Source organism: Roseburia sp. AF22-2LB, from assembly GCF_003461125.1.
Lineage (GTDB): Bacteria > Bacillota > Clostridia > Lachnospirales > Lachnospiraceae > Roseburia_C > Roseburia_C amylophila.
In genome coordinates this window covers 27,130-52,056 of record NZ_QTWM01000012.1, presented here as the reverse complement: position 1 = coordinate 52,056, position 24,927 = coordinate 27,130, and the positions used below count along the sequence as shown (strand labels likewise).

Genomic DNA, 24,927 nt, shown 5'->3' with positions numbered 1-24,927 from the left:
TATTTTCAAGGCTTGAAAGCGGTTTTCATCAACACATTTTGTCCTATAACTCTTTTTGTAATCTTTCTTTATTTCTGATGCATTTCAATGCTGTTTCACTTTCTGTTTTTCTGTATCTGCAGTCTCATTACTCATGCCGGCTTCTTCTGTATCTGCTGTTTCATTGCCCAGACAGTCTAGAATTCCATCTGCAATAGCTTCTGCCACTGCCTCCTGATATTCCCCGGTAGATAATTTCGCGGCTTCCTCGGAATTACTTAAGAAGCCACATTCTACGATTACCGTAGGATATGCCGTTTTTTTCAGGAGATAATAACTCTCATTGGCTTTTGCTTCCCGCTTATTTTCCGTATCCAGATGCGACCGCAGGCTTTCCTGCATAATCCCGGCAATTTTTCTGCCCTCCTCGGACTGTCCAAAATAGAAGCACTGAGCTCCGCTTATGGACTCTTCCGTATAACTGTTCTGATGGACACTTATGGTAAATAACGGCTTCGCCTCATCAATCAGCCGGCAGCGGTTACGCATATCTGCCACCTTTTTGCTGCCGCTCTCCCCTTTATCAAGACTTTCGTCTGTCTCCCGGGTCAGAATCACTGTTATATTTTCTTTTTCCAGACGGGCTTTTACCTTCTTTGCAATGGCAAGGTTAATGTCCTTTTCCAGTTCGCCGTGAATCCCGATTTTGCCCGGGTCATCACCGCCATGGCCTGCGTCCACAACGATACATGGCTTTTCTTCTGCTGCCCGCATGCTGCTTACCAGCACTGCTCCTTCTTTTGATAACAGGCATACTGCCACCAGTAGAAGAACTGCCATATATAATTCCATTCTTTTTTTCAAACCACACTTCCTAATTTTTTTCTTTATAATAAATATGAAAGTGCCGGCTCAATTATCCTGTTTTATCTGTTAATCTACTTTAAACTTCGCAATTTCTTCGGCAATATCCGTAACGCTTCCTTTCTCCTTTGCGGTTTTACACTTTAGTTATTTGTATATTTTATAATGGTATCCCAGATGCTGTCTGTCTCAAAGCCAAGCTTCCAGAAAGATATTCCCGCCAGTTTATTTGACTTCATGACTTCTAACTTCTTCTCAAGGGAAGCTGCGTCTTCTATCCAGACTTTATAGGTAACCCCATCATTTACATATTCTGCGTAATTCTGCCCATCTTCTTCCGACCAGGTCGGCGTTGCTCCATTTAATTCCAGACGTTTCTGTACCGTATCCATTCCAACAGCTTCGCTGGTCAAATCATATGGTACATAGTCCTCTGCTGCTGCAGCTGTTGTATCTTCTTCATCATCTGCTTTTGGTGTCTCTGCCCATATTCTTGTATAGAATGGACATCCCAGAATGATCTGGTCTGCAGGTACTTCCTTTAAGGTATCGGCTACTCCGTTGGTTACAAATCCAATGGATGCAACAGATCCTTCATCTGAGCCGGCATAATGCTCATCATATCCCATAATCACTACATAATCCGCAAAATTTGCCTGCTCTTCCCGGTCATAAAATGCAGTATAAGCACTCGGCACATAGTTGTCCACGGATAATACCACACCGTTGTTTGCACATTTTAAAGAAAGTTCACGGATAAACTGGATATAGCTGTCTCCCACTGCTTCACTGTTTAAGGATTCAAAATCCAGGTTAATTCCATCTAAATCGTACTGGATTGCTGCTGAAATAATCTGATTGACCAGATACTGTCTGGTAGAGGTATGGGTCAGAACAGCAGCTGTGTCCACGTCTTTATTTTCAAGATTGCTTACCAGTCCCCAGACCTCAATATTATTCTGATGGCAGTAGTTTACATAATCCAACGATGCAAGGTTTGCAATGTTGCCGTTATTATCATTTAAGTAGAACCAGGTCGGTGCGATTACATTGATTCCCTTGGTATTCTGTAATACCGTTGCAATGGTGCTGTTGGCATCCTTTGTTGTCACCTGATGCCATGCCATTTCTATGGTAAAGTCCTTGGAAATATGGGTAAATTCCGGCTCTGTAAAATCATTGTTCAAGGTTTCAGTGGTTACTTTTCCTACGAACTTATTCTTAAGGTATCCGATAACACCATCTTCTGTCATGGCTTTGGTCCAGCTGTCACCTGCATCCAAAATTGTCAGGGTCTCACCTTTTTCTAAGTCTTTCACGATTGGACTCTTGATACCGCCCTTTAAACGAAGCTGTGTTGCCTTCTTCGCCGGTGCTGTATCCACATCCCCCCACACGGTATTGATTACGGTACGATTCGGGCCTTCATATACTTCGTGGGTAATATTGGTATACTGCTCTACGAAATCAAGTGCAAGATACATGGTATTGCTGTCATTCCGGACAATTGTATAATCTGCACTCTGGTTTTCCTTTCCTACCTGATAGGTATTGCTGCCTGCTGCCACGGTAACGAGATTATCCGGCAGTGTATAAAGCAATACATTTTCATTGGCATCCCAGTAAAAACGGTCATTGAAGCGGTCATGTACCGTTTCATAATCCACATATACTTCGCCGTCTATATATTTGCCCGGTGTTTCTAACACTTCATGATCCACCACCAGCGAAATATCATCATCCGCCTGTAAATGATAATATTCTGTCATATCCTGATGCTCTTTACTCGGAATATATTTCTGAATAATTTTCGTTCCTACGGCAATCAGCAGCACCAGTAATATCAATACGATTACCACAATAACCGGTGCTAATTTCGTATTTTTTCTGTTCCGTCTGCGGTTCCTGTTTCTATTTCTATTTCCATTTGTCGGTCTGTTCGTTCGCTGCGTTCTCTCCAAGCCTGCGTCCTCCTGTACTTTACTGTTCTATTTTCTTATGGTTTTCCATTTTTGTTTTCTTTGCCATAAGCATACGTCATTGGTGGGAAAATTTCAAGTAAAAACCACCTGGAAACACGCTTTGCGAATTTCCCGCGTAAAAAGAGGCACAGACTATAATTTTTGTCTGTGCCTCTTACCTTTCTTTTTCTTTACATTGTGCTGCATTCTGCAGCGGTGTGAGTAAGCATTCAGGGTAACCTTCTCACATCAAAAGCATATATTTCTATTTATTCATCTTTTTTTGTTTTTGGTTTCTGTTAAATTTACATGCCTGCTTTCTACTTTCCTTTTCCAAAAGGATAAGCGTTCGTGATATGTTAAACTAAAGTTTTTAAAAACAGGCGCTCTGCTTCTTTTAAATGAAGCGGGTCCTCCATAAAAGGAAGGGTATGGATTGGTATGCGGTATTGTTTCTGAAAATCTTTTTTATCTTTTTTCATCCCAAACTGTGCCAGAAACGTCACGTTATCCAAATACTTTTCCTCTTCCCATATGACGGACATAAAATACTCTAATTCCTTTCGTTTCCATGGACTTAAGGAAACCAGAATCAGCTTCCGGTCACAGCGCAAGAATTCCCGACGAATCCTGTAAAACTCACTTCCGCCGTCTATGATGTAATATTCATAGCCCTGTCGGATATATTCCGGCATATTATCACTTCCCGCATTTGCAAAATAGTGTTTTCTGTCCGACCGCCCCCATTTACCCTGCTGCTGTTTCTGCAGTTCTTCCAATTCGTGATTTCCACTTAATTCCACCAATGCCGTGTGACTTTTCAGGCAGTCCGCACAGTAATGGGTCAGCGCAGTGCACAGATGCGTCACACCCACGCCCTGCTGCACACCAAATATTCCGATACTTTTTCTTTCTTCCATGGTTTGTTATCTTCTCCCTTCCTTCGAAAGCATTTGTGTGAAGAATGCTTCCTTTTCTCTGCCACCATCAAATGGCATTGTGTCCCTCGGATAACAGTACACTTCTCTTCCGATGAAAGCTGCAAATTCTCTCGCCTCCATGGGGCTGCTGTGATTACAGATAATTTTAAGATTTGGTACACAACGTAACGTTTGCCAGGCTTTCATGGAAGCCTCCCGCTTCCACAAAGACAGATTCACTACGAGTACTGTAATCTCAGCCTCTTCCATGCAGGCTTCTTCCACTGCAGCTCCATAATCGAAAATGAGTGTATCTTCCCCGCTGCCGATAGACTCACTTCCCCGGAAATTCCGGCAGATGACGATATCTTCTTCGCACTCTGCCTCACGGCTCCGCCCAATTTGTTCCACCACATTACTTATCTTTTCCCTCTTTTCGGACTGAATTTCCCGATACAGGGCATTTGCGCCCCCCGCATTAAAAAATGAAGTCAGTGCAATGGCTATATGGGTGGTTCCGACTCCGGATTCTGCCCCCACAACAGATATGCTTTTTAAGAGATGCTCTTTCCGATTCCCCTTCTGCTTTAACGCACGGGTCAGTGCCTGTTGTAATTCCCCGGCGCTTTTGTAACGCTTGTTTGGATTTTTTCTTGTGGCTTTTTGTGCGATATGCCGGAATGCCGGGCTGCTTTTGTGGGAATGCTTCTTAATATAAAGTGAAAAAACAGCCCCGATTGCATAAATATCGCTTGCCGTATGCAGTTCATATTCCCCGTACTGCTCCGGTGCCGCAAAACCTTTTGTTCCATAGTTCTGATAATTTTTTCCACGACTGGTAATATATGATGCAATTCCAAAATCGATTAATTTTACCTGATTCCCACATACTATAATGTGTGACGGTTTTAAATCCTGATGTAATACCGGAAATGGTTTCTGGCTGTGCAGGAATGAAACGATTCCGCAAAGTTGTATACCAATCTGTATCATATACTCCTGGGAAACTGACGTATTCCAAAGCAACTTCTCTAACGATTCCCCTTCAACATATTCCTCAATGATATAATAAAAGGCTTCATCTTCCTCTATATCATATACAATTGGAATTCCGGGATGTCGTAACTTAGCGAGAATGTTCGCTTCAGAAAGAATTGAAGACGGCATAGAACGTGTCTTTGAAATACACTTTATTGCACGATATGTCTCCAACTTCAGATGTCTGGCAAGATACACCTTTCCTGCTGCGCCGCTTCCTAACTCCGACAACAGCTCGTATCTGTCAAACAAAATTTGTGTTTCTATATGTTCCGCCCCTTCCTTCTTTCAAAGGAACCGGAACGCATCTCTTGGAATAGTTTATAGCACAAAGCAATTATGCTTTGCAATAGAAAATCTGTTTTTTTAGACTTTTTAGAAAACTTTAATATTTTTTACCGGTTTACAAGTATTTTTGATTCCATTATAATATAGGCGTAAACTTCATACAATTTTCTATAGATAAGGAAGTGATTTTTATGAAAATTGAAAAAGTGAATGACAACCAGATTCGCTGCACACTTACCAGAGCAGACTTAGATGACCGCCATCTGAAGCTGAGTGAGTTAGCATATGGCACGGAGAAAGCAAAGTCCCTGTTTCGTGACATGATGCAGCAGGCGAATTATGAATTTGGATTTGAAGCCGAGGATATGCCTCTTATGATAGAAGCCGTTCCCCTGACACAAGATACAGTATTGCTTATTATTACCAAGGTAGAATACCCGGAAGAGTTAGACACCCGGTTTTCCAAATTTTCAGAGCCGGACGAAAATGAATATCCGGATTTTGCAGATGCAAAGAACACTCCTGCAGCCGGAGCCGATGATATTTTAGGCTTCTTCAAACAGCTTCAGGAGAAGCAGAAGAGCGAACTTGCCAAGTCAGTGAAGGCTGCTGCCCCGGCAGAAGCTCCTGTCAAGAAGGCTGCCACTCCTGCTCCGAAGCCTGTCGTAGAACCGGTGGTAGATATTACCCGGCTGTTCGTCTTCGACAGCTTAGAGAAAATCAGCAATCTTGCCCGTATTTTAAATGGCTTTTATAACGACCGGAATTTCCTTTACAAGAATCCGAATAAGAGTGCCTTTTATCTGGTACTGCACAAGGGACACCATTCTCCGGAAGATTTCAATAAGGTCTGCAACATCTTATCGGAATACGCTTCCACTGAGAAATACAGCCGTGCTTCGCAGGCTTACTTCGATGAGCATTTCCTGCCTCTGATTAAAGAGCAGGCACTGCAGGTACTGGCGGAAATTTAAAAACGATAAAAAGGAATTGCTTTGAGTTTCACTCAATGGCAATTCTTTTTTTGTTTATCTTTCTAATTTATGTAACCGACCATGCTCCATCTCATATACTTCATCACATAATAATTCTATATCCTCTCGATTGTGACTGGCCAGTAGTAAAGTTTTTCCCTCTTCTTTAAAAGAAAGAAACAATTTCCTCATTTGTTCAACCCCATCTTTATCTAATCCATTCATCGGTTCATCTAAAATGAGAATATCCTGATTTTCCATCGTTGCCTGTGCAATTGCAAGACGCTGCTTCATACCCAGAGAATATTTTCCTACCGGTTTCTTTAGCTCCGGATCAAGTCCGACTTTTCTCATACTTTCTTTTACATATTCCCGATTTTTCTTATGATTAATCATATATAACAGTTCAAGATTTTTAAGTCCGCTGTACTGCTTTATAAATGCCGGTTCTTCAATAATTGTTCCCAAATTTTGAACCACATCCATATCTTTTCCAACCATTTTCCCACGAACTGTTATTGTTCCTTTTTCTACAAGATAAAATCCACTAATGCACTTAAAAAGTACTGATTTTCCTGAACCATTATACCCTACAATTCCATATATTTTTCCACTTTCACAAGTCAATGATACATCCTTTAATACTTTATGCTTTTTAAAAGATTTCTCAATATGTTCTACTTTAATAACCTCTGCCATAGCTATTCCTCCCTGCTTATCCAGTCTATTCTCTGAATCTGTCTCTGACCTGCAACCACCAGCAGAAACAGAATCAGAAAATAACCTACATAGATATATACAAAATTTGGTTTACTCAAATCATATCCATATCTCCAATTTCCCACATTTTCCCATGAAAATGGTGAAAAATATATAAGTCCTAATTTTGCACCGGCATCCAGATAGTTTACCATTGTAGAAAAGAAAATAAGCAGAATAGTGACTATATATGCACCTACTCTTCTAACATAAAGACTTAATGTATATAATAGCATTCCAATTACTGCAAATGCTAATATATCCATTAAAATTACATGCCCCATCATCTGGTAGGGTGTAAATGCTGACATTACTTTTGTATCCACAATCAGCGGAATCTGATATTTTTCCATACCATAAACAGAAACCGTCCTGTACAGACTTCCCCATGAATTGCTAAAATCAACTGCCGGAAAGTTCAATAAAATGCTTAATAATACCAGTATTACAGCTAATAAAATACTGCTTCCGAAAATATAAAAAATATTTCGACTTCCCCACCGCTTTTTTCCTATACGCTGTACAAAATATAATTCATTTCTCTCCATAAATGGAGCATTCGAATAAAAACATAACACACTTAAAAGTACAACCTTCATAAAGAAATCATCATTTTGAATAAAAGGTAATATTGCAAAACTGTCTTTTACGTTCAATTCCATTGCAAGATTCCGGTAGAGTCTTAACATATCATCTACCATAAATCCCCAAATGATAAGTAATGTCAAAAAACGCATGGACTTCATTCTGCAATAAAGATTCTGTATTTTTGACTGCAAATTCACATACTTTCCCCCCTTATCTCTTTTGTTACTCTGGCTGCAATCAAATTACCCAATACGATAACACAAAGTATTGTCATTAAGAATATGTATCCAAGACTTATCCATGCATTTCCAAATACATCTGTAGAAAACATAAATAGAGAATTCCAATCCCAAATACCACCTTGTGGAAATAATACGCCAAGATATGTAACTATAAAATAATAACCAGCCATAGGAATGCAGATTGCAAACATCTGATTCTTAGCCAATAGAGACAGCAGCATGGATACCAGACACAGAATGCCTCCTAACAATCCAAATATAATTGCAGAAAAAACCAAATATAATATTGGCATTCCATGCATTGCAAACCATCCAAAACAATTCCCACGCAAATCGACACCATTTGCTGTAAAAAATTCATCCTCTAACATCAGCAGGGGATGCCAAAAACTATCCTGCTGAAAAAAGAGTAACTGTCCTGCGAAAACAGTAATATCTGCTGCCAGAAATCCGCTTAATACTTTTGACCATATATAACTCTTTAAATCTCCACGCAAAATTTCATTCTGCCAAAAATGATGTTCCTGATCTTCTCTTAATGCATTTCCATATGCAAAGCTGCTAAATGCAAATATTGCAATTGTAACACTCTGAAATTTCATAACTTTATATCTGCTAATAACATCTATTGCCGGTTGTCCAACCTTCGCCATTAGATTCATCGTAATATATACCCCTATCACTCCAAGCCAAAATGGTGCTGAAGTAAATACCCTGTATAAATCCATTTTTAAATATTTTTTCAGCATATTACTACTCTACCTCCAGTTCAACCATCTCTTCTCCTGTGACAGCATTAATTGGTATATAATTATATGATTCATTCCGTCCTTCTCCCTGATATTTCCCAATCTGACATATCCATACCGGCACCATATCATATACCCCGTTCTTCTTTTGTAATGGATACATTACAAGCTGACATTTCCGAACAGTTATTGGTTCTTCCGTAATAACACTTCCATAGTTCTTTTCTAAAGCCTCTGCAATTTTATCAAAAGAAACCAGTGATAACTTCTTTTTTTCTAATTTGCAGGAATATAAAACAGGAATCTGAAGTTCCCCTAATCCATCTTTCATTGCATACACCTGCATATCGCCATACATTCCCGGATAATCCCTGATATTTTCATACCGGAAAATTTCGATTCCCTGTAAAGTCTGAGAAAAATAGAATAGATAACCCTCTTCCTCTTCTGACCATTCTTCTTTTGCATCTTCTTCGGATAAGCTGCCATCCTTTTGTAATATTTGCGTCTGCTCTTTTAAATCTTCTGCGTGCATACAATAGCTTTCATCATATTGCAGACTGCTTTTTTCTATTCCAAGCAGGCTCATTTGTTCACATGCATTTTCCCATGCTTCTTCTCTGCTAAAACCAGTCAAATCATCTGCGTCCTGAAACACACGCTCATTATCCATGGGATCCTCTGCTCCATATTCACCATTCATATGCAGTACCTGTACTAAATATCTCATTAATGGTTCTTTCCAGTAAAGTCCCTGTTCGGCATCTAAACGTAAAAATCCTTCTGATTCATTATCGTAAACTTCGGCATTCAACCTGTCCCCATTTCGGCTTTCTGTTTCAAAACAGCTTTCTTCATAGTTTAAATTATCCTTTAAGAACATTGTTTTCCACTTATCCGCATCCGGATAAACAATGCTTGCTGTTGATGCATATAAATTTTCATAATCAATATTTTCCCCTGTAATTATCTTTGCATCAAACACAAAACTATCGTTCACTGTTTTTTTATATTCTTCCGGAAAAGATACTGAACTCTGTTCCCTTTCTGTTGTATTTTCCGCTACACTCTGATATTTTGTCCGTTCATATGGCAGATGAGCCTGTTTCCATAAAATTGCTATGCATATTATTACTACTGTATAAAAGGCAATTGTTTTAATAACTTTTTTGCAGTTATTTATTTTCATATCTACTCCTTTTGCAGGTGGGGCTAACCCCACCTGCAATATATATAAGTTCTTTCCATTCTTTAAGATGTGTACCTTCCAGATATTGTTATGGTATGAGAATGTGCTGCGCGCCTGTGATTCATTTTTTACAGAAACAGCAAACGGACTTGCATCATTTGTCAATTTCCAATATTTTGGAAATAAATTTAAATATCACAAAATAGAATTCTCTTTTCTTTACTTAAAGAACCGGAATCCTCTGCTTACATTTCTCTATATCATTTTATTCTGGGAAATTTGATATCCAAGACTTTGAATATCAAATATAGCGATAACCGCAACTAAGAATTTTCTTGTCATCATAACTCCCTCTCCTCTTGTTTTCAATAACTATAAAAAGCTTAGTATTTTTCATTTTTTCTGTCAATATGAATTATTATCAAAACGAATTATAAATATTTGTATATTTTATACAATCTTACCTGTATATTTTAACTTCAAAACTCACTTTTTCTATCACACTATTTCTGTATCATTATAATCTGCAGAACCTGTCACTGACAGCTTCTTACGGATGCACGACTATAAAAAAAAGACCAGAACGCACGATATTTTCAAGCCTTACGGCATTCGATTATCGGACTGTTCTGGTCTTTCTCATTATATTTACTTCTTATTTAGCGTCTTTTGCAAGGAAATCATTGATTTCATCAACTAAAGACTGTGGCTCGATTCCATGAACCATTGCTGCCTGTTCAATTGTCTCCATCTGTGAAGATGGGCATCCCAAACAATGCATTCCTATGTTTAAAAGAATCGGTGCAATATTCTCATCGATCTGAAGTAATTCACCAATCATGGTATCCTTATTAATCTGTGCCATATTTTTTTCCTCCTTCTTGTTTTCAATGGTGTTATTATAATCCCTCCCGGCAAAATATGCAATTAGTTTTCCCTTTTGTCCACGATTATATACACGATTGCTTTTTCTTTAGTACATGATGGAGAAGTATTGTAAATCGCAATTTTTTGTATTAAAATAATTGCAAGCTAGATTCTAGCCTATACATTGTTTATTATTTTTAAAGGAGGACGATAAAATGGCATATGTAATTTCTGATTCATGTGTAAGCTGCGGTACTTGCGAAGGTGAATGCCCAGTTGGAGCTATCTCTGCAGGAGATGGAAAATACGAAATCGCTGCTGATACTTGCATCGAGTGTGGAACTTGTGCAGGTGCTTGCCCTACAGGAGCTATCAGCCAGGAATAATTTTCGTACTTAATTCAAAAGAAGCTGTTGGTTTTGCCACACAGCTTCTTTTTTTACGCGAGAATCTCGTAGTTATGCCCTCATTTGTGAAGGCTATGCTTCATTCGGTTTCCATTCCTGTTTCTTATGAAACAGCTTCTTCTCTTTCTTTCCCTTTGCCTTCAGGCTCTGACGAATCAGCTCGTCCAGTTTCTTATAGCGTTCTTCCTCCGCTTCATCCTGTTCCCTCATCAGATAATTCATTTCTTTTAATACATAATCCCGCACCAGTTCGCTGACTTCTTTTCCCAGTGCATGATTGTTTTCGGCAATCGCGCCTTTTACAATCTGTGCCATCATATGCTGGAACTGCTCCATCCGCCTTGTGTTGTCCTCTACCTCCGTGGAAAGAGTCTGCTTTGCCGGCTCCGATGCTGCTGTTGCCGCTAATAGCTCCGGTGCATCTTCCCTGCCGCCATTATGTATTAAAAGCTTGATTGCCTTTAACTGATAACCCTGCTCTTTCCATTCTTTTATCTTCATGAATTGCTCAATGTTTTCTTTTGTATAATAACGGTGTCCCATTTCGTTGCGGGGTACCGTAAGTTCTAACTCTTCTTCCCAGTATCTAAGTACATGGGATTCTACATTTACAAGTGCTGCAGCATCTGAAATCATATACCGTTGCTTGTCCATAATTGCTCCTCCTTTGCCACTGCTTCTTCTTTAAAATTATAACGCTGCGGCTTTTGTCAGTGCAATTATTTTCCATCGTATTATTCCGACATATTGTGCATGGTTCGCACAATTATTGACATTTCAGAAAGACTCCTGCAACATGTTTTACCACAATCTGGCTGCCTGCTGTCAATGCATTTCCATCTTCGTTCGTGGCTCCTGTCAGCTCCAGCGCATATTGTTTTCCACGTATCATCTGCTGGTCTGTACTCACCATGGTTCCATTTTCGATGGCATAAAATTTCTTATTTTTGCCGGATGCCGGATTGATTCCATTGGAACCGACCTCTACCTCTCCTGCAAGGTTCAGTAAAATGTAATCATCTTCCGGCTCTGCTATCGTATCAAAATCCAATGCATTTATCATTTCCAGTACAGCATCCCACGGCATAGCCTGCATGGTATCTGCTGATTCAGACTCTTTGATTTCCTTTATCTCAACGGATTTTTCCATGCCATCCAATGAAATCTGATATTTTTTATCATTTACTTTATCAAAAATAATGAATTCCGACTTTGCAGCATAACGTCCCAGAAGGTTTCCATCTTTCTCCAGATAAAATGCACCTTCCATTACCTGACAATCATCAGAAACCGAATAGCTATCCTTTAATACTTTATCACATTCTTTTAAGACTTCACCAATTCCCATTTGATTTAAAGGAATAGAATCTGATAATCCCGTTATATTATCCACAGAACTATCTTCATCTTTACCAGCATTCTCTTCTTTCTCTATTTCTTCTGATTCTTCACCTTGTTCTTGCTGGGATTCTATTATTTGTCCAATCTGTTCCAGAAAAGAATTATTGTCTTCTATTAACCTTAGATTTGTTGTAGAAACCACTATCTTTTCTCCTAAATAGTTTTTTCCACCACAACTGGATAGAATTGAAATTAGAATAAATACTATTAAAATATTATAATTTTTCATGCACTCACCCCTTCTCTCTATATAGAAAACTGCTCTATATTTTAGATATAATTTTTTTATGTATTTGTCAAGCCCTATGTGGAGATTTTTTAGGTAAATTTTTATTTCTTTCGGTGCAATTATTTTCGGTGTTCTTACCATCCGCTGTCCTATCTGCCACCGGCAGTTACATTTAAAAGATATTACGCCGGATGATTTTTGTCCATTCTGTGGGGAAAAGCTTCATATTCCGTCTGGTAATGGGATTTTGATAAAGGAAAATGGGTTTGCAGGAATCCGGAAAATGCGTTATGGTATACAAAAGATGCAGGAAGGATGGTTTTGCTTTATGTTTTTTATTATGGGAATTTCAAATGGTGAGAAAAAGCTGGCTTTTGACCAGTTAGAAATATGTAATTGCTGCGGAAAATATGGACACCTGGAAGTGTATATGACTTACATGTTCTTTTCTTTCTTTTTTATTCCGCTGTTTAAATGGAACCGCCACTACTATGTGCGCATGAATTGCTGTAATGCCACCACCGAAATCAGTGACGACTTAGGCAAGGCAATTGCCAGAGGAGAGGTTAAGAAGATTCCTCTCGATACCCTGCATTTTGGTAGATATGAAAATCATATGAAACATTGCAGTTACTGTGGATTTACGACAGAAGAAGACTTTCAGTATTGTCCGAAATGCGGACGGGAATTGTAGCGGGGAACTGCGGCGTATAAGGTAGATTTCGTAAGCGGCCGCCGCAGGCGCGAGAATGTGCCGAGGCACATTCTTTGATCCGAATACCTGACAATTATAAGAAACTTGCTTTGCTTGTTTTCTCATATTATCAGCTTTTCACATATCTTTGATTTCTGCTGTTCGGTTTATCCGGTATCGTCATCTGAATCAAATTCATTTTAAGTGATGGCTGAAGATAATTTCTTCGGAATCCCTCTTTCGAACTTAATCCAAGTTTTTCCATCAACGCTTTGCTTGTATAAGGAACATCATATTCCATAGCTTCAAGCAATTTTTGTACTGCTTCCGGAAGATATTCATTTTTCTCACTAATTTGAACAGAAATATCATCCAGAATTTTATCAATTTGAGACAGCATAAATTCAATAAAAATTGTAGACTCTCCCGCAACGTGGCACCGGGAAATGGCATCGTAATATTCATCCTGAAACTTCTCAATCTGGCTTTCAATCGGAATATATTCAAACACCGGTTTCCAGTCAGAGAGAATAGCCGTGTGCCACAGTCTTGCCATTCTGCCATTGCCATCCGAAAAAGGGTGGATAAATCCAAATTCATAATGAAATACACTACTTAAAATCAGTGGATGTACATGATCCTTCGCTTCTTTCATCCAGGTAAATAACTCATCCATAAGCTGTGGTACAAGTTGTGCCGGTGGAGCCATGAAAATACATTGATTTCCATTAAAGACACCTTCTTCACCGGAACGAAATTCACCGGATTCCTCCACAAGATACTTTGTCATAATTCCATGAAATTGTTTTAACTGTCGAATGTTATAAGGATTAATTTCTGAAAGACGCTCATAAGCAGCATAGGCATTCTTTACTTCCTGAATTTCTCTTTGTTCACCAAATACAGTCTTACCGTTAATTACATCCCGAACCTGTCCAAACGTCAATGAATTGGCTTCAATTTTCAAAGAGGAATGTATCGATTTTATTCTGTTATTCTTTCTCAGGTGCGGTTTTGCTTCAAGATTACTGATTGCTGTTATACGTCCTATCTTTTCGGAAATAGATGCTACATGAGATAATATTTTATTTGTTATAGTAAAAGGCGGTTTATATTTCCCCACATGATACCTCCATTAACTTACGTATTATCTTGCGTATTTTCTTCCTCATATTATACGATTTTTACAAAAATATTCAACTTATTTCATCGAAAATTTTCCTTCTACCCATATATATAAAAACCCCGGATGCTGCTTTTTCAGGCAACACCCGGGAATGTTTATTTCTCCATATTGGCAAATCTCGTGTACTGAGGCAGCCATACCAGGTTGACGGTTCCGATAGGACCGTTTCTTTGCTTGGCTACGATGATTTCGGAGATTCCTTTCATTTCGCTGTCTTTGTTGTAATAATCATCACGATAGATGAACATTACAACGTCGGCATCCTGCTCGATAGCTCCGGACTCTCGAAGGTCGGATAACATTGGTCGATGGTCAGGACGCTGTTCTACAGCTCGACTCAACTGGGACAGTGCCACTACCGGCACATTCAGCTCACGGGCCAGCGCTTTTAAGGAACGGGAAATATCTGAGATTTCCTGCTGACGGGATTCGGAATGTCTGCCGGAGCCGGACATCAACTGTAAGTAGTCGATGATGATTAATTTCAAATCGTGCTCTAATTTATATTTACGGCATTTACTTCTAAGCTCGGATATGGAAATACCCGGTGTATCATCAATGATTAATTTGGAACGGCCTACGTTGCCTGCTCCTTCAATCAGCATTTCCCAGTCTGCATCTGTCAAATTACCGGAACGCAGCTTCTGGGCATCTACTCTTGATTCCAGAGAAAACATACGGTTTACCAACTGTTCCTTACTCATTTCCAGAGAGAATATTGCTGTTGTCTGCTGGGAATGAATGGCTACATACTGTGCGATATTTAATACAAACGCCGTTTTACCCATGGAAGGACGGGCTGCAATCAGAATCAAATCGGAAGGCTGCAGACCTGCCATCTGATAATCCAGATCCACGAAGCCGGTAGCAATTCCGGTTACGGAGCCTTTTTGCTTGGATGCTTTTTCAATCTTATCCAGCGCATTGATTACGACCTGCTTAATCGGGACATAATCTCCACCGCCACGATTCTGCACCAGATTAAAAATGCTCTTCTCGGTATCTGCCAGAATATCTTCAACACTTTCTTTTCCAAGATAACATTCATCTTCAATGGACTGGGTGGTCTTAATGAGCTTACGCAGAACTGCCTTCTCTTTGACGATATTGGCATAATATTTTACATTGGCGGATGTCGGTACGGATGTTACTAAGTCTCTTACAAATTCCAGGCTGCTGATTTCCGCCGGCACATCCTTTTCTTTTAACTTATTCTGCAATGTAATCAGGTCAACCGGTTCTCCTGCATTAAACAAATCCAGCATGGATTCAAACAGAATTCCATACTGCTTGTGATAGAAATCCTCTTCAATGAGAATCTCTCCGGCTGTCATAATTGCTTCTTTATCCATAATCATGGAACCGATAACTGACTGCTCGGCTTCCAGACTGTTTGGCATAATCCGCTTTACCAGTGCCTCTTCCATGGAGGTTCCTCCTAATCTACTCTTCCGTTACTTTTACACGTAATGTTGCAGTTACCTTTGGATGAACCTTAACCGGCACTTCATATACACCAAATGATTTGATGGCTTCTTTTAACTGCATTTTCTTCTTGTCTAACTCAAGACCCAGCTGATCATGCGTTGCCTGGGAAATCTCTTTGGTGGATACAGAACCAAAGGTTCTTCCGCCTTCTCCGGCTTTCATTTTCACTTCTACGGTCTTATCCTTTATCTCATCTGCCAGCTTTAATGCTGCCTGATAATTCTCTTCTGCAACCTTATCTGCATGTTTGTTCTGCAGCTTTAAGTCATTTAAGGTCTTGTTGTTTGCCTCAACTCCCAATTTCTTCGGAATTAACTGATTTCTTGCGTAAGCATCACTTACATTTACTACCTCACCTTTTTTTCCAAGGGATTTTACATCTGCTAATAAAATTACTTTCATTCTTCTATATCTCCTTCCTCAAGCATTTCGTCTATGGTGTCTTCTATGATGCGTTTTGCCTGGGACACGGTACAGTCACGAAGCTGGCAGCCCGCCATGTTCAGATGTCCGCCGCCCCCAAGACGTTCCATGATTTTCTGCACATTGATTTCATCAATGGAACGGGAACTTACATATATTTTGCCCTGATATTCGGTTAATACAAAGGACGCTTTGATTCCGACAATATTTAACAGCTCATCTGCCGCCTGGGCTCCTACGATGGTAGGGCTTTCAATCTTATCTGCCGGACAGATGGAAATGGCAAATGCACCGCGGTATACTTCCGCATGGCGGACCACTTCTGCTCTGGCTTTGTAGGCATCCATATCATTTCGAAGCATTTTTCTTACACGGGTTACTTCCGCTCCGCAACGTTTCAGATAAGCAGCTGCTTCAAAGGTACGGACACCGGTCTTAGTCATAAAGTTGCTGGTATCGATTAAGATTCCCGCATAAATACAGTCTGCTTCGTGGGGTGCCAGCTTGATATTTTCTGTAAAATACTGCAGCACCTCTGCTACCATTTCACAGGTAGAAGATGCATACGGCTCAATATAGGAAAGTACCGGATTGGAAATGACCTCACTGCTCTGGCGGTGATGGTCAAATACTACGATACTGTCGGTCCGCTTCAAAAGGCCCGGACACTCCGTATGGCTCGGACGGTTTACATCCACCACCATAACCAGTGTGTTATAATCCGTCAGCTCCAGCGCACGTTCACTGGAAACAAACATATCCGGTGGATAACCCTTCTCTGTGGTAAAACCTTCCTTCAATGGACGAAGGGATGAAGTTACCTGGTCTAAAACAATCTGCGCTTTCTTTCCTAATACTCTTGCGGCGCAGTAGATTCCGATTGCCGCACCAAAAGCATCTGTATCGGAAATGGAATGTCCCATAATCATAACATGCTCACGGCTCTCGATAATCTCCCTCAGTGCATGGGCTTTGACTCTTGCTTTTACACGGGTGTTCTTCTCTACCTGCTTGCTGTTACCGCCATAGTAGACAACGTTTTCACCCTCTTTGACTACCACCTGGTCGCCGCCCCGGCCCAGTGCCAGGTCGATTGCCATACGGGAATATTCATAATTCTGATTATAAGTATCACCGCCGACACCGATTCCGATACTTAAAGTCACCGCCATTTCATTTCCGACTTTGACAGTCTTAACATCTTCAATCAGACTGAACCGGTCGCTCTGCAGCTCCGCAAGATATTTATGCTGGAATACCACAAAGTATTTGTCCTTCTCAATCTTACGAACCAGTGCATCCATTTTCGTAAAATACTGGTTTACCTTCCGGTCAATCAATGCCACTAAAAGTGAACGTTTTACGTCTTCAATACTGTCTAACGCCTCGTCGTAGTTGTCTATGTATACAAGACCTGCCACCAGCTTCTGTTCTTCATTTTCACGGATGTAATTATAAAGCTCTGTCTCATCAAAAAGGTACAGCGCTGTCAGATACTGTTCATCCTCTTCAATAGATACAATGCTGCTGTTTTCCGCCATTTCCTCAAAATAAATCTTGCTCATTTCAATACGGAAATTATGCTCCTGCCAGACCATATTTACATCTTCCACGAACTGCTCCTGCTGAATCAGCTCTCTGGTAATGCCCGGGAAAATGCTGGTGATGGATTTATGGAAATTTTTGGTCTTTCCTGTAATCTCCGTAAATTTCTCATTGACCCAGAGAACCTTTCCGTTATAGTCCAAAAGTGCATACGGTATTTCGAATTCATTGAGCAGCTTCTTCTGCACCGTTCCGTACTGAGTGGCAAAATTAATCAGCTCATTCACCAGCACCGGTTTATTAACATTATAAGATATCACCACAACAATGAGATAAATCCCAAGGAAAATGGATACCAGTAACGCTGCCCCTTCATTTACAAAATACATCGGCACGTTCATGCATGCCAGCAAAATAGTAAGCATCAGCGGCCAGTACATATAATTTTTCAGATGACCCTTCAGCTTGATTTTTTTCTTCATAAATTTCTCCTATATAAATGCGGATATTTTTACACAATTGTTACGACCACATACATATACAGAGTGTATTATAGCATTGTTTCTCCTGTTTTACAATTCAGTTCCGGTACGAATGTATTTTTCGTAGGACCAAAGCAGATTTTCTATCTGTAATGCAATGCTTTCCGGGAAAGTTCCGGCATACTTCAGTGGTATTTTTATCCAGAAATCAAGATTCTGATAGCGTTTCTGTCCTCTGGTATTCGCCCTGTCCTGTTTTGCTGCCACCCGGATTTTCACCTGCGCCCGCTTCTGCTCCAGCAGCGGCACCAGAATATAATAAAACCGGTCATCTTTTAATGAAAGATAACCTGCTGCCTCGCCGGACTGCTTCTTTATTTCTTATTGGCTTACTTCTTCTTTGCCATCAAAATAATCTTTTACCATCTTCACCACGACGCCGGACAATAAGAATACCGCAATCAGGTTCGGGATTACCATAAGTCCGTTAAAAGTCTCTGCTATACTCCACATCAGTCCCAGATTCATAGTTGCACCCACGATGGCAACCAGTGAATAAAGGAGCATAAATGGCTTATTGGCTCTGCTTCCAAACAGGAATTCTATACAGCGGGTTCCGTAAAGTCCCCAGCCGATAATCGTTGAAAATGCAAAACAGCACATGGCAACTGCAGTAAAAATAGACACCCAGCCGCCATATACAGAAGTAAATCCACTGATGGTAAGTTCTGCGCCTGCTGCCGCACCATATCCAACCGGAACTCCACTGCAAAGAATGACAAGTGCAGTTAAAGTACAGATTACAATGGTATCTACAAATACTTCAAAAATTCCAAAGAAGCCCTGTTTTACCGGTTTTCTGGTGTCTGCACAGGCATGTGCAATAGAGCCGGTACCAAGTCCTGCTTCATTGGAAAAGATTCCACGGGATACTCCTTTTTTCATACTCATAAAGAAACTTCCCACTGCACCGCCTGTTACGGCTGCCGGGTCAAATGCGCCCCGTATAATAGAAGAAAATACGGTCGGAATGCTTCCTATATGTACTACTACGACACCTACTGCCAGCAGAATATACATAATTGCCATAAATGGCACCAGTTTCTCTGTCACCTGTCCGATTCTCTTGATTCCGCCCAGGAGAATCAGTGCAATCAGAACCGCCAGTACGATTCCGATAACAAGATTTAAGGTTGCTGCTCCATCTTCTGAGAGTAGATTATAATTATATAATGCAGAATCAATTGCTGTTGTAATGGTATTGACCTGTGTGGCATTACCGGTTCCGAATACCGTCAGCACACCAAATGCAGAAAACAGATATGCCAGCCAGTGCCAGTGTTTCTTTAATCCATTTTGGATGTAATACATTGGTCCGCCAACGTAATCGCCCTCTTTATTTCTTTCCCGGAAATGCACCGCAAGGGTTACTTCCGAGAATTTGGTACACATTCCCAGCAATGCGGATATCCACATCCAGAATACAGCTCCCGGTCCACCAATGGCTATCGCACCTGCCACGCCGGCTACATTTCCGGTTCCTACTGTTGCCGCCAGTGCCGTACAGACTGCCTGGAATGGAGTCAGTGCTCCGTCAGAGGCTTCTCTTTTCTTGAGCATCCGCCCTAATGTAATTTTCATCGCATATGGGAATTTACGAATCTGTAGAAAGTTGGTCCGGATACTCAAATAAAGTCCGACCCCGATAATGCAGATCATGGCTGGAACGCCCCAGATGAAATTATTCACTGCACTGTTGATGGATTCAATCATTGCTAACATTATGTGTTCCCCTTTTATCTTATTTTCCGGTGGGATGGAGGGGGAAAAACATATCCGGAGAGAAGATTATGAAAATCAGGTTTTGTTTCACAAAATACGCCATGATTCTTAGCAATGTTTTTTTCTTGTAGCAGACTGTCTTTCCGTTTGCTTTGACATGGATAACGATTGCTGTCCACCGGATGTCTCCTTTCCACCCCTTCATCCCACCTGTAAAGTCAGTGTAACGCATGAATTATAGCATAATTTTTCTCAATTTACCATGACTTTAAACAGAATATAAGCCCGGGTGAATGCAGATTTTCTCTCCGTTGCGGAGAAGATAAATATCCTGTCCGCTTCCGTTAAATAATATTTTTTCATCCACGCTGGTATATACGCTTTTTACTGCCATAAGATAATGGCAGACCTCTGCATTGGTAGCATACCAGATATCTTCCCTGCCGCCTGTCATTTTGCAGAATTCTTCTATCACATCCCAGTTCTTATCCCGGTCAAATTCATAGCTGTGTCCCCAGACATAGAAAAGATACTGGAACTGTGGCAGATCAAAGGCAAGAAATTCTTTCGCATGTTCGATCAGTCTGTTGTTATGGTGACAGGTAGGATTCCATTCATAGAAATCCTGCGGATGCGTGTATTTTCCGCTGTCCGTTGCTGTTCTGGCATAATGGATGCCAAGGGAGGGAAGAAGTGTTTTTATTTCATGGCTGTAGGAACCATTCGGATAAGCATGACCGCAGACGATTTTTCCGGTCAGTTCTTCCAATGCCTCGCGGTCGTTTAATATTTCTTTTACTACATCCGTCATAGGGCAGCGGGCTATGGTCAGATGTTCACGCCATGGGTTGCAACTTCATGCCCCTTATAAAGCTCCGCTATCCTGTCTTTTCCAATTCTTCTCTCTTCCTGCATACAGCCGGAATTCAGGTTGAAGGTTCCCCGGATTCCATAACGGTTGCATATTTCCAGTAAATGCACATCTGACCATAAGCCATCATCATAGCTTATGGTCAGTGCCTTATTCCGGAAACCCGGATATGTATAATAAATCACAATGCAATTTCCTTAAGATCAGCAAATGTTGTCATCGGATAATCCGTTTTCTCATAGAAAGCGGCATCTCCGATTCCGGCAGCCTTCATTCCACCGTTCTTTGCTGCTTCAATTCCGGCAACTGCATCCTCAACCACCAGACAATCCTCCGGTGCAAGAGCAATGTATTCTGCCGCTTTTAAAAATACTTCCGGATCAGGTTTGGATTTTGTAATATTGGTGCCGTCAGAAACTGCATCAAATACATCATCCAGTCCTACCTGTTTTAAAATAAATTTGGTATTCTTGCTGGAAGAACCAATCGCAACTTTTATGCCTGCTGCCTTTAATGCAGCTAAGGTCTCCCGGACTTCACCTGTTACATCATCCGGTGTCATGCTTTTTAATTCTTCTTTATAGTAATTATTTTTTTCTTCTGCCAGTGCTTCCTTTTCTTCCTGGGAAAGTGCCGGTCCATGGTAGTTTCTTAAAATAATTTCAAGGCTTTCCATTCTGCTTACACCCCGCAGCAGGTTGTTAATCTCTTCATTAAATAAAATTCCACGGGCATCCGCTATTTTTTTCCAGGCACGATAATGGAGTTTATCCGTATGAACTAGTACTCCATCCAGATCAAATAAAATTCCTTTAAATTTCATCTTGTCCTCCAATCTTATAAATCCGCTACCCATTTTCCAGCTAATGTAATCCAGTCCTGACAACGTTTCTGAATGCCGAATCCATTTTCTGTAATCTGTGTTTCTTCATTGGCAAGAGAGAGTCCATGAAGTCCTTCCGGGAAAATATGAACTTCTACAGAAACCTGGTTTTTCACCAGTTCTTCTGTAAACATCAGGGTATTCTGGATTGGCACCGACTGGTCGGTTAAAGTATGCCAGATAAATACCGGCGGTACCTGCTTTCCTACCTGATACTCCAAACTTAAAAGCTCTTCTAATTCTTTGCTCTTTTTCGTTCCCATCAGGTTTTCAATGCTGCCGTGATGTGCATATGTTCCGGATGTAATTACCGGATAAGAAAGCAGTAATCCATTTGGCTGCATCTGCTCTGCGGTAAGTCCTGTTTCTCTTGCCAGCCAGTCTTTGTCCCAGAACACACCAAGGCTTGCTGCCAGATGACCGCCTGCTGAGAAACCGGCTACGATAATCTTATCTTCTTTGATGCCATATTCCCCGGCATGTTCTCTTAAATATGCAACGCTCCATGCCAGTTCGCATAAGGACTGTGGAAATTCTGCCGGTGCCACGCTGTAACGCAGAACACAGGCATGAAATCCTCTGGCAATATACTGCACCGCAACTGCTTCTGCCTCCCGGTCGGAGGTAAATTCATAGCCGCCGCCCGGGCAGATAAGTACCAGCGGTCGGGTACGATTGCTGTCAATCTCTTCAAAATTATCTAAAATATAAGTATACAATTTTGCATCGGTCGCCTTTGGCGTCTGAACCGGTATTACGTTATATTTCATAACTTCACCTTCTTTTTTCTATTCTTTACTAATTCTCCTGATAAGATACTTCTGCCTTCCGGCTGCCTGCATCCACCGTATACTCCTGTCCATAGATGCAAAGTGAAACCGCTTCGCCTTCTAACAGTTCTACACTGCAGGTTTCTTTATTTACGCATATCTCTAACAGGCTTCCATGATAACGGACACGGAAATGATATCCCTGCCACTTTTCCGGTATGGATGGTGCTAAGAAAAGTGTCTCTTCTTCTGCCCGTAATCCGGCAAATCCATTGACAATTGCCATATAGCTGCCGCCCATATTGGCTGCATGGATTCCATCTTGGCTATTCTTGTGTGTATTTAATAAATCCATCTTGGCTGAATCGCCAAAATAGTAATATGCCTTGTCCTTAAGACCAAGTCTGGATGCCATAATACTGAATACACAGGTAGAAAGAGAGGAATCATGGGTTGTAATTTTCTCATAATACAGGAATGATTTTTCTTCCGTTTCTCTGTCCTGATAATCCGGGAAGAGATAGTGTGCCAGTACAGTATCTGCCTGTTTGCATACCTGATAGCGGTATAAATGCAATGGATGGTAATGCAGTAACAGCGGGAACTCTTCCTGTGGTGTATGCTCTAAATCCCACACCGGTTTCTCCAAGAAAGAATCGTCCTGCGGATTGATTCCAAATGTCTCATCATATGGAAGATACATTTTCTCCTGCGCTTCTTCCATTGCCTCGATTTCCTGCTCTGTCAGGTCATTTTCTTTACAAAATTCCTGATAAGCTTCTTTTTCTTCTGCCAGCCGTTTTGCAAATTTCAAAAACCACTGCATGCTGTATTTTGCGCTGGCATTGGTATAATAATTGTTGTTTACAATACAGGTATATTCATCCGGTCCGGTTACATCATTGATTACAAAGCGGTCTTTATAGTAGTTTCCTACATCAAGCCACAGCCGGTTGGTCTCTAAGAGAATCTTTAAACCCATTTCCTTGATGAATTCCCAGTCACCGCTGGTCTTATAATATAAAATAACTGCGTATGCAATATCTCCATCAATATGATACTGGGCTGTTCCGGATGGGAAATAACCGGAACATTCTTTGCCGGTAATGGTACGCCATGGATAGAGTGCACCTTTTTTATGTCCTAATAAAGCCGCATTTTCTTTGGCTTTTCCCAATGTCTTATAGCGGTATTCCAAAAGCTTTCTAGCGATTGCCGGATTGGTCATGGCAAAATACGGTACCATAAACATTTCCGTATCCCAGAAATAATGTCCTTCGTAGCCTTCACCACTTAAGCCTTTCGCCGCAATGCTGGAATATCCGTCGTAACCGGCTGACTGCAGAAGCTGATACATATTAAAGCAGAGGGATTCATTTAAGTCTCTGTCTCCCACGATTTCCATGGAAGAGTTGTTCCAGAACTCTTTTAAATATTCCTGCTGTTTTTTATAATAAGAAGCAATTCCCTGCTCCACTACTTTGGAAAGCTTCTCGTCTGCGGCTTTTCTGCAATCCTCTTCCCGGATAGAATCTGTAAAAATACTGTATTTTATGATTCTTACTTCATCTCCCGGCCGTATATCAAAGCGGTAGCTTACGTCCATTGCATGTGCGGTCTCATCATAGGTTACTACTTCTGATGGCTGGCGCTTCTGGTTAACAGTGACTATGTTTGCCACTGCACTTGCCACCTTAAGATGGCTCTCTATGGTAGAACTTACGAGACATGCACCGGATTCGCATATGTGAACATCTTCTTTTTTCAAATGATTGTGGCTTTCCCCTGCCAGTCTTGGGTCATTTGGATTAAAATAATTTCTGACCAGTCCTAAATGTCTGGAATGTATTTCTACTGTTCCGGAAAAATCAATGGACTGGAAGCAATAATCAATGGTAAAAAGGGAACGTTCTTCAAAGGAAGCCATTCTTGTAATATTAAAATGAAGCTGCTTTCCTTCCTTGTTGCTCCAGTCTACTTCACGTCTGGTAATTCCTTTTTCCATATCCAGCGTTCTTACATAACGGCAGTCTGCGTCATCCGCCATGGAAAATTTCTGCCCGTCAAAGGACACCTCTATGGTCTGGGTATCTGCCACATTTAACATACTCTCTTTGTCTTCCACGAGATTGCAAAGTTTTTCTGCCTGCTTCATAGGTGCAATATCATAAAAGCCATTAATATACATGCCCCGCATGGTGTCGAAATCTGCTGGAACGCCTTCTTCCAGGGTGCCGCGTACTCCGATATAGCCATTGGCATTATGAAAAATTGTTTCCTGCAGCTGCAGGCTCTTCTCATTTAATCCAATTCCTGTTACCTGATAAATTTTACTCATATACGCTCCC

At 40.8% G+C, this 24,927-nt stretch carries 25 protein-coding genes; 3 read left to right on the top strand and 22 right to left on the bottom strand.

Translation table 11 applies throughout. The features are described 5' to 3' along the window. Positions 1-84: 84 nt before the first annotated feature. The 4 genes from DWX96_RS13445 to DWX96_RS13430 all read right to left on the bottom strand — a co-directional run bounded on the left by DWX96_RS13445 (position 85) and on the right by DWX96_RS13430 (position 5,014). Entirely contained in the window at positions 85-843 is a 759-nt protein-coding gene (locus DWX96_RS13445) for an N-acetylmuramoyl-L-alanine amidase (protein WP_117841858.1), read from the bottom strand. Between the two features lie 143 nt (positions 844-986). After that, positions 987-2,804 carry a glycosyl hydrolase family 18 protein gene (locus DWX96_RS13440; RefSeq protein ID WP_199534947.1) on the bottom strand — a complete coding sequence of 606 codons (1,818 nt, stop codon included), beginning with the start codon at positions 2,802-2,804 and terminating at the stop codon, positions 987-989. Between the two features lie 359 nt (positions 2,805-3,163). Further along, on the bottom strand, positions 3,164-3,724 hold the full coding sequence (locus tag DWX96_RS13435; protein ID WP_118057760.1) for a hypothetical protein: 561 nt from the start codon (positions 3,722-3,724) through the stop codon (positions 3,164-3,166). 6 nt (positions 3,725-3,730) lie between these two features. Continuing rightward, positions 3,731-5,014: a serine/threonine protein kinase gene (locus DWX96_RS13430; protein WP_158561858.1), complete on the bottom strand. Its 1,284-nt coding sequence runs from the start codon at positions 5,012-5,014 to the stop codon at positions 3,731-3,733. Between the two features lie 227 nt (positions 5,015-5,241). Here DWX96_RS13430 and DWX96_RS13425 point away from each other — a divergent pair, with 227 nt between their 5' ends. Next, positions 5,242-6,024: an adaptor protein MecA gene (locus tag DWX96_RS13425; protein ID WP_118057758.1), complete on the top strand. Its 783-nt coding sequence runs from the start codon at positions 5,242-5,244 to the stop codon at positions 6,022-6,024. Between the two features lie 54 nt (positions 6,025-6,078). Here DWX96_RS13425 and DWX96_RS13420 read toward each other — a convergent pair whose 3' ends face one another. The 5 genes from DWX96_RS13420 to DWX96_RS13400 form a co-directional block, all read right to left on the bottom strand. Beyond that, positions 6,079-6,723, bottom strand: a complete 645-nt coding sequence (locus tag DWX96_RS13420) for an ATP-binding cassette domain-containing protein (RefSeq protein ID WP_117698866.1) — start codon at positions 6,721-6,723, stop codon at positions 6,079-6,081. A gap of 2 nt (positions 6,724-6,725) precedes the next feature. Then, positions 6,726-7,568, bottom strand: coding sequence for a hypothetical protein (locus DWX96_RS13415; protein ID WP_117842364.1), 843 nt, complete (start codon positions 7,566-7,568; stop codon positions 6,726-6,728). Next, positions 7,565-8,362 (bottom strand): hypothetical protein, encoded by a 798-nt coding sequence (locus DWX96_RS13410; RefSeq protein WP_117947278.1) that lies wholly within the window; start codon positions 8,360-8,362, stop codon positions 7,565-7,567. Before DWX96_RS13410 ends, DWX96_RS13415 begins: the two co-directional genes overlap by 4 nt. A gap of 4 nt (positions 8,363-8,366) precedes the next feature. Then, a complete protein-coding gene (locus tag DWX96_RS13405) occupies positions 8,367-9,551 on the bottom strand; it encodes a hypothetical protein (protein ID WP_147337990.1) in 1,185 nt (394 codons plus the stop codon). A 655-nt stretch (positions 9,552-10,206) separates the two neighbouring features. Further along, positions 10,207-10,416: a DUF1858 domain-containing protein gene (locus DWX96_RS13400; protein ID WP_118057756.1), complete on the bottom strand. Its 210-nt coding sequence runs from the start codon at positions 10,414-10,416 to the stop codon at positions 10,207-10,209. Between the two features lie 217 nt (positions 10,417-10,633). Between DWX96_RS13400 and DWX96_RS13395 the strand changes: the two genes are divergently transcribed. Continuing rightward, a complete protein-coding gene (locus DWX96_RS13395; protein WP_022242564.1) occupies positions 10,634-10,804 on the top strand; it encodes a DUF362 domain-containing protein in 171 nt (56 codons plus the stop codon). Between the two features lie 93 nt (positions 10,805-10,897). Here DWX96_RS13395 and DWX96_RS13390 read toward each other — a convergent pair whose 3' ends face one another. Continuing rightward, complete coding sequence (locus DWX96_RS13390; protein WP_022242563.1) at positions 10,898-11,479, bottom strand: MerR family transcriptional regulator; 582 nt, start codon at positions 11,477-11,479, stop codon at positions 10,898-10,900. A gap of 112 nt (positions 11,480-11,591) precedes the next feature. After that, positions 11,592-12,368 carry a hypothetical protein gene (locus DWX96_RS13385; protein WP_147337989.1) on the bottom strand — a complete coding sequence of 259 codons (777 nt, stop codon included), beginning with the start codon at positions 12,366-12,368 and terminating at the stop codon, positions 11,592-11,594. A gap of 415 nt (positions 12,369-12,783) precedes the next feature. On the opposite strand from DWX96_RS13385, the gene DWX96_RS13380 reads away from it, so the two are divergent. After that, positions 12,784-13,149, top strand: a complete 366-nt coding sequence (locus DWX96_RS13380; protein WP_118057762.1) for a zinc ribbon domain-containing protein — start codon at positions 12,784-12,786, stop codon at positions 13,147-13,149. 130 nt (positions 13,150-13,279) lie between these two features. On the opposite strand, the gene DWX96_RS13375 is transcribed toward DWX96_RS13380, so the two are convergent. The 11 genes from DWX96_RS13375 to DWX96_RS13325 form a co-directional block, all read right to left on the bottom strand. Continuing rightward, a complete protein-coding gene (locus DWX96_RS13375) occupies positions 13,280-14,272 on the bottom strand; it encodes a Fic family protein (protein ID WP_118057754.1) in 993 nt (330 codons plus the stop codon). Positions 14,273-14,430: 158 nt separating this feature from the next. Next, positions 14,431-15,762, bottom strand: coding sequence for a replicative DNA helicase (dnaB, locus tag DWX96_RS13370; RefSeq protein ID WP_117699176.1), 1,332 nt, complete (start codon positions 15,760-15,762; stop codon positions 14,431-14,433). Positions 15,763-15,778: 16 nt separating this feature from the next. Next, positions 15,779-16,225: a 50S ribosomal protein L9 gene (gene rplI / locus DWX96_RS13365; protein WP_117842217.1), complete on the bottom strand. Its 447-nt coding sequence runs from the start codon at positions 16,223-16,225 to the stop codon at positions 15,779-15,781. Next, positions 16,222-18,273, bottom strand: coding sequence for a DHH family phosphoesterase (locus DWX96_RS13360; RefSeq protein WP_117947274.1), 2,052 nt, complete (start codon positions 18,271-18,273; stop codon positions 16,222-16,224). The genes rplI and DWX96_RS13360 overlap by 4 nt, the downstream gene beginning before the upstream one ends. A 90-nt stretch (positions 18,274-18,363) precedes the next feature. Beyond that, entirely contained in the window at positions 18,364-18,540 is a 177-nt protein-coding gene (locus DWX96_RS14310) for a hypothetical protein (RefSeq protein ID WP_158561553.1), read from the bottom strand. Between the two features lie 114 nt (positions 18,541-18,654). Then, on the bottom strand, positions 18,655-20,055 hold the full coding sequence (locus DWX96_RS13350) for an alanine/glycine:cation symporter family protein (protein ID WP_118057752.1): 1,401 nt from the start codon (positions 20,053-20,055) through the stop codon (positions 18,655-18,657). A gap of 268 nt (positions 20,056-20,323) precedes the next feature. After that, positions 20,324-20,866 carry a hypothetical protein gene (locus DWX96_RS13340; protein ID WP_242988809.1) on the bottom strand — a complete coding sequence of 181 codons (543 nt, stop codon included), beginning with the start codon at positions 20,864-20,866 and terminating at the stop codon, positions 20,324-20,326. 17 nt (positions 20,867-20,883) lie between these two features. Then, positions 20,884-21,111 carry a hypothetical protein gene (locus DWX96_RS14670; RefSeq protein WP_242988808.1) on the bottom strand — a complete coding sequence of 76 codons (228 nt, stop codon included), beginning with the start codon at positions 21,109-21,111 and terminating at the stop codon, positions 20,884-20,886. Beyond that, the gene (gene pgmB / locus DWX96_RS13335; RefSeq protein ID WP_118057750.1) at positions 21,108-21,749 is read right to left on the bottom strand and encodes a beta-phosphoglucomutase; all 642 of its coding nucleotides are present in this window, start codon (positions 21,747-21,749) and stop codon (positions 21,108-21,110) included. The genes DWX96_RS14670 and pgmB overlap by 4 nt, the downstream gene beginning before the upstream one ends. A gap of 14 nt (positions 21,750-21,763) precedes the next feature. Further along, positions 21,764-22,579 (bottom strand): alpha/beta hydrolase, encoded by an 816-nt coding sequence (locus DWX96_RS13330; RefSeq protein ID WP_118057749.1) that lies wholly within the window; start codon positions 22,577-22,579, stop codon positions 21,764-21,766. 28 nt (positions 22,580-22,607) lie between these two features. Next, positions 22,608-24,917, bottom strand: coding sequence for a glycoside hydrolase family 65 protein (locus DWX96_RS13325; protein ID WP_118057748.1), 2,310 nt, complete (start codon positions 24,915-24,917; stop codon positions 22,608-22,610). Between the last annotated feature and the right edge of the window lie 10 nt (positions 24,918-24,927).

Coding starts and splice junctions, on each gene's coding strand:
- DWX96_RS13435 (WP_118057760.1), bottom strand. CDS start 3,724: ATGGAAGAAAGAAAAAGTATCGGAATATTTGGTGTGCAGCAGGGCGTG.
- DWX96_RS13425 (WP_118057758.1), top strand. CDS start 5,242: ATGAAAATTGAAAAAGTGAATGACAACCAGATTCGCTGCACACTTACC.
- DWX96_RS13420 (WP_117698866.1), bottom strand. CDS start 6,723: ATGGCAGAGGTTATTAAAGTAGAACATATTGAGAAATCTTTTAAAAAG.
- DWX96_RS13410 (WP_117947278.1), bottom strand. CDS start 8,362: ATGCTGAAAAAATATTTAAAAATGGATTTATACAGGGTATTTACTTCA.
- DWX96_RS13405 (WP_147337990.1), bottom strand. CDS start 9,551: ATGAAAATAAATAACTGCAAAAAAGTTATTAAAACAATTGCCTTTTAT.
- DWX96_RS13400 (WP_118057756.1), bottom strand. CDS start 10,416: ATGGCACAGATTAATAAGGATACCATGATTGGTGAATTACTTCAGATC.
- DWX96_RS13395 (WP_022242564.1), top strand. CDS start 10,634: ATGGCATATGTAATTTCTGATTCATGTGTAAGCTGCGGTACTTGCGAA.
- DWX96_RS13390 (WP_022242563.1), bottom strand. CDS start 11,479: ATGGACAAGCAACGGTATATGATTTCAGATGCTGCAGCACTTGTAAAT.
- DWX96_RS13380 (WP_118057762.1), top strand. CDS start 12,784: ATGTTTTTTATTATGGGAATTTCAAATGGTGAGAAAAAGCTGGCTTTT.
- dnaB (WP_117699176.1), bottom strand. CDS start 15,762: ATGGAAGAGGCACTGGTAAAGCGGATTATGCCAAACAGTCTGGAAGCC.
- rplI (WP_117842217.1), bottom strand. CDS start 16,225: ATGAAAGTAATTTTATTAGCAGATGTAAAATCCCTTGGAAAAAAAGGT.
- DWX96_RS13360 (WP_117947274.1), bottom strand. CDS start 18,273: ATGAAGAAAAAAATCAAGCTGAAGGGTCATCTGAAAAATTATATGTAC.
- DWX96_RS13350 (WP_118057752.1), bottom strand. CDS start 20,055: ATGTTAGCAATGATTGAATCCATCAACAGTGCAGTGAATAATTTCATC.
- DWX96_RS13340 (WP_242988809.1), bottom strand. CDS start 20,866: ATGACGGATGTAGTAAAAGAAATATTAAACGACCGCGAGGCATTGGAA.
- pgmB (WP_118057750.1), bottom strand. CDS start 21,749: ATGAAATTTAAAGGAATTTTATTTGATCTGGATGGAGTACTAGTTCAT.
- DWX96_RS13330 (WP_118057749.1), bottom strand. CDS start 22,579: ATGAAATATAACGTAATACCGGTTCAGACGCCAAAGGCGACCGATGCA.
- DWX96_RS13325 (WP_118057748.1), bottom strand. CDS start 24,917: ATGAGTAAAATTTATCAGGTAACAGGAATTGGATTAAATGAGAAGAGC.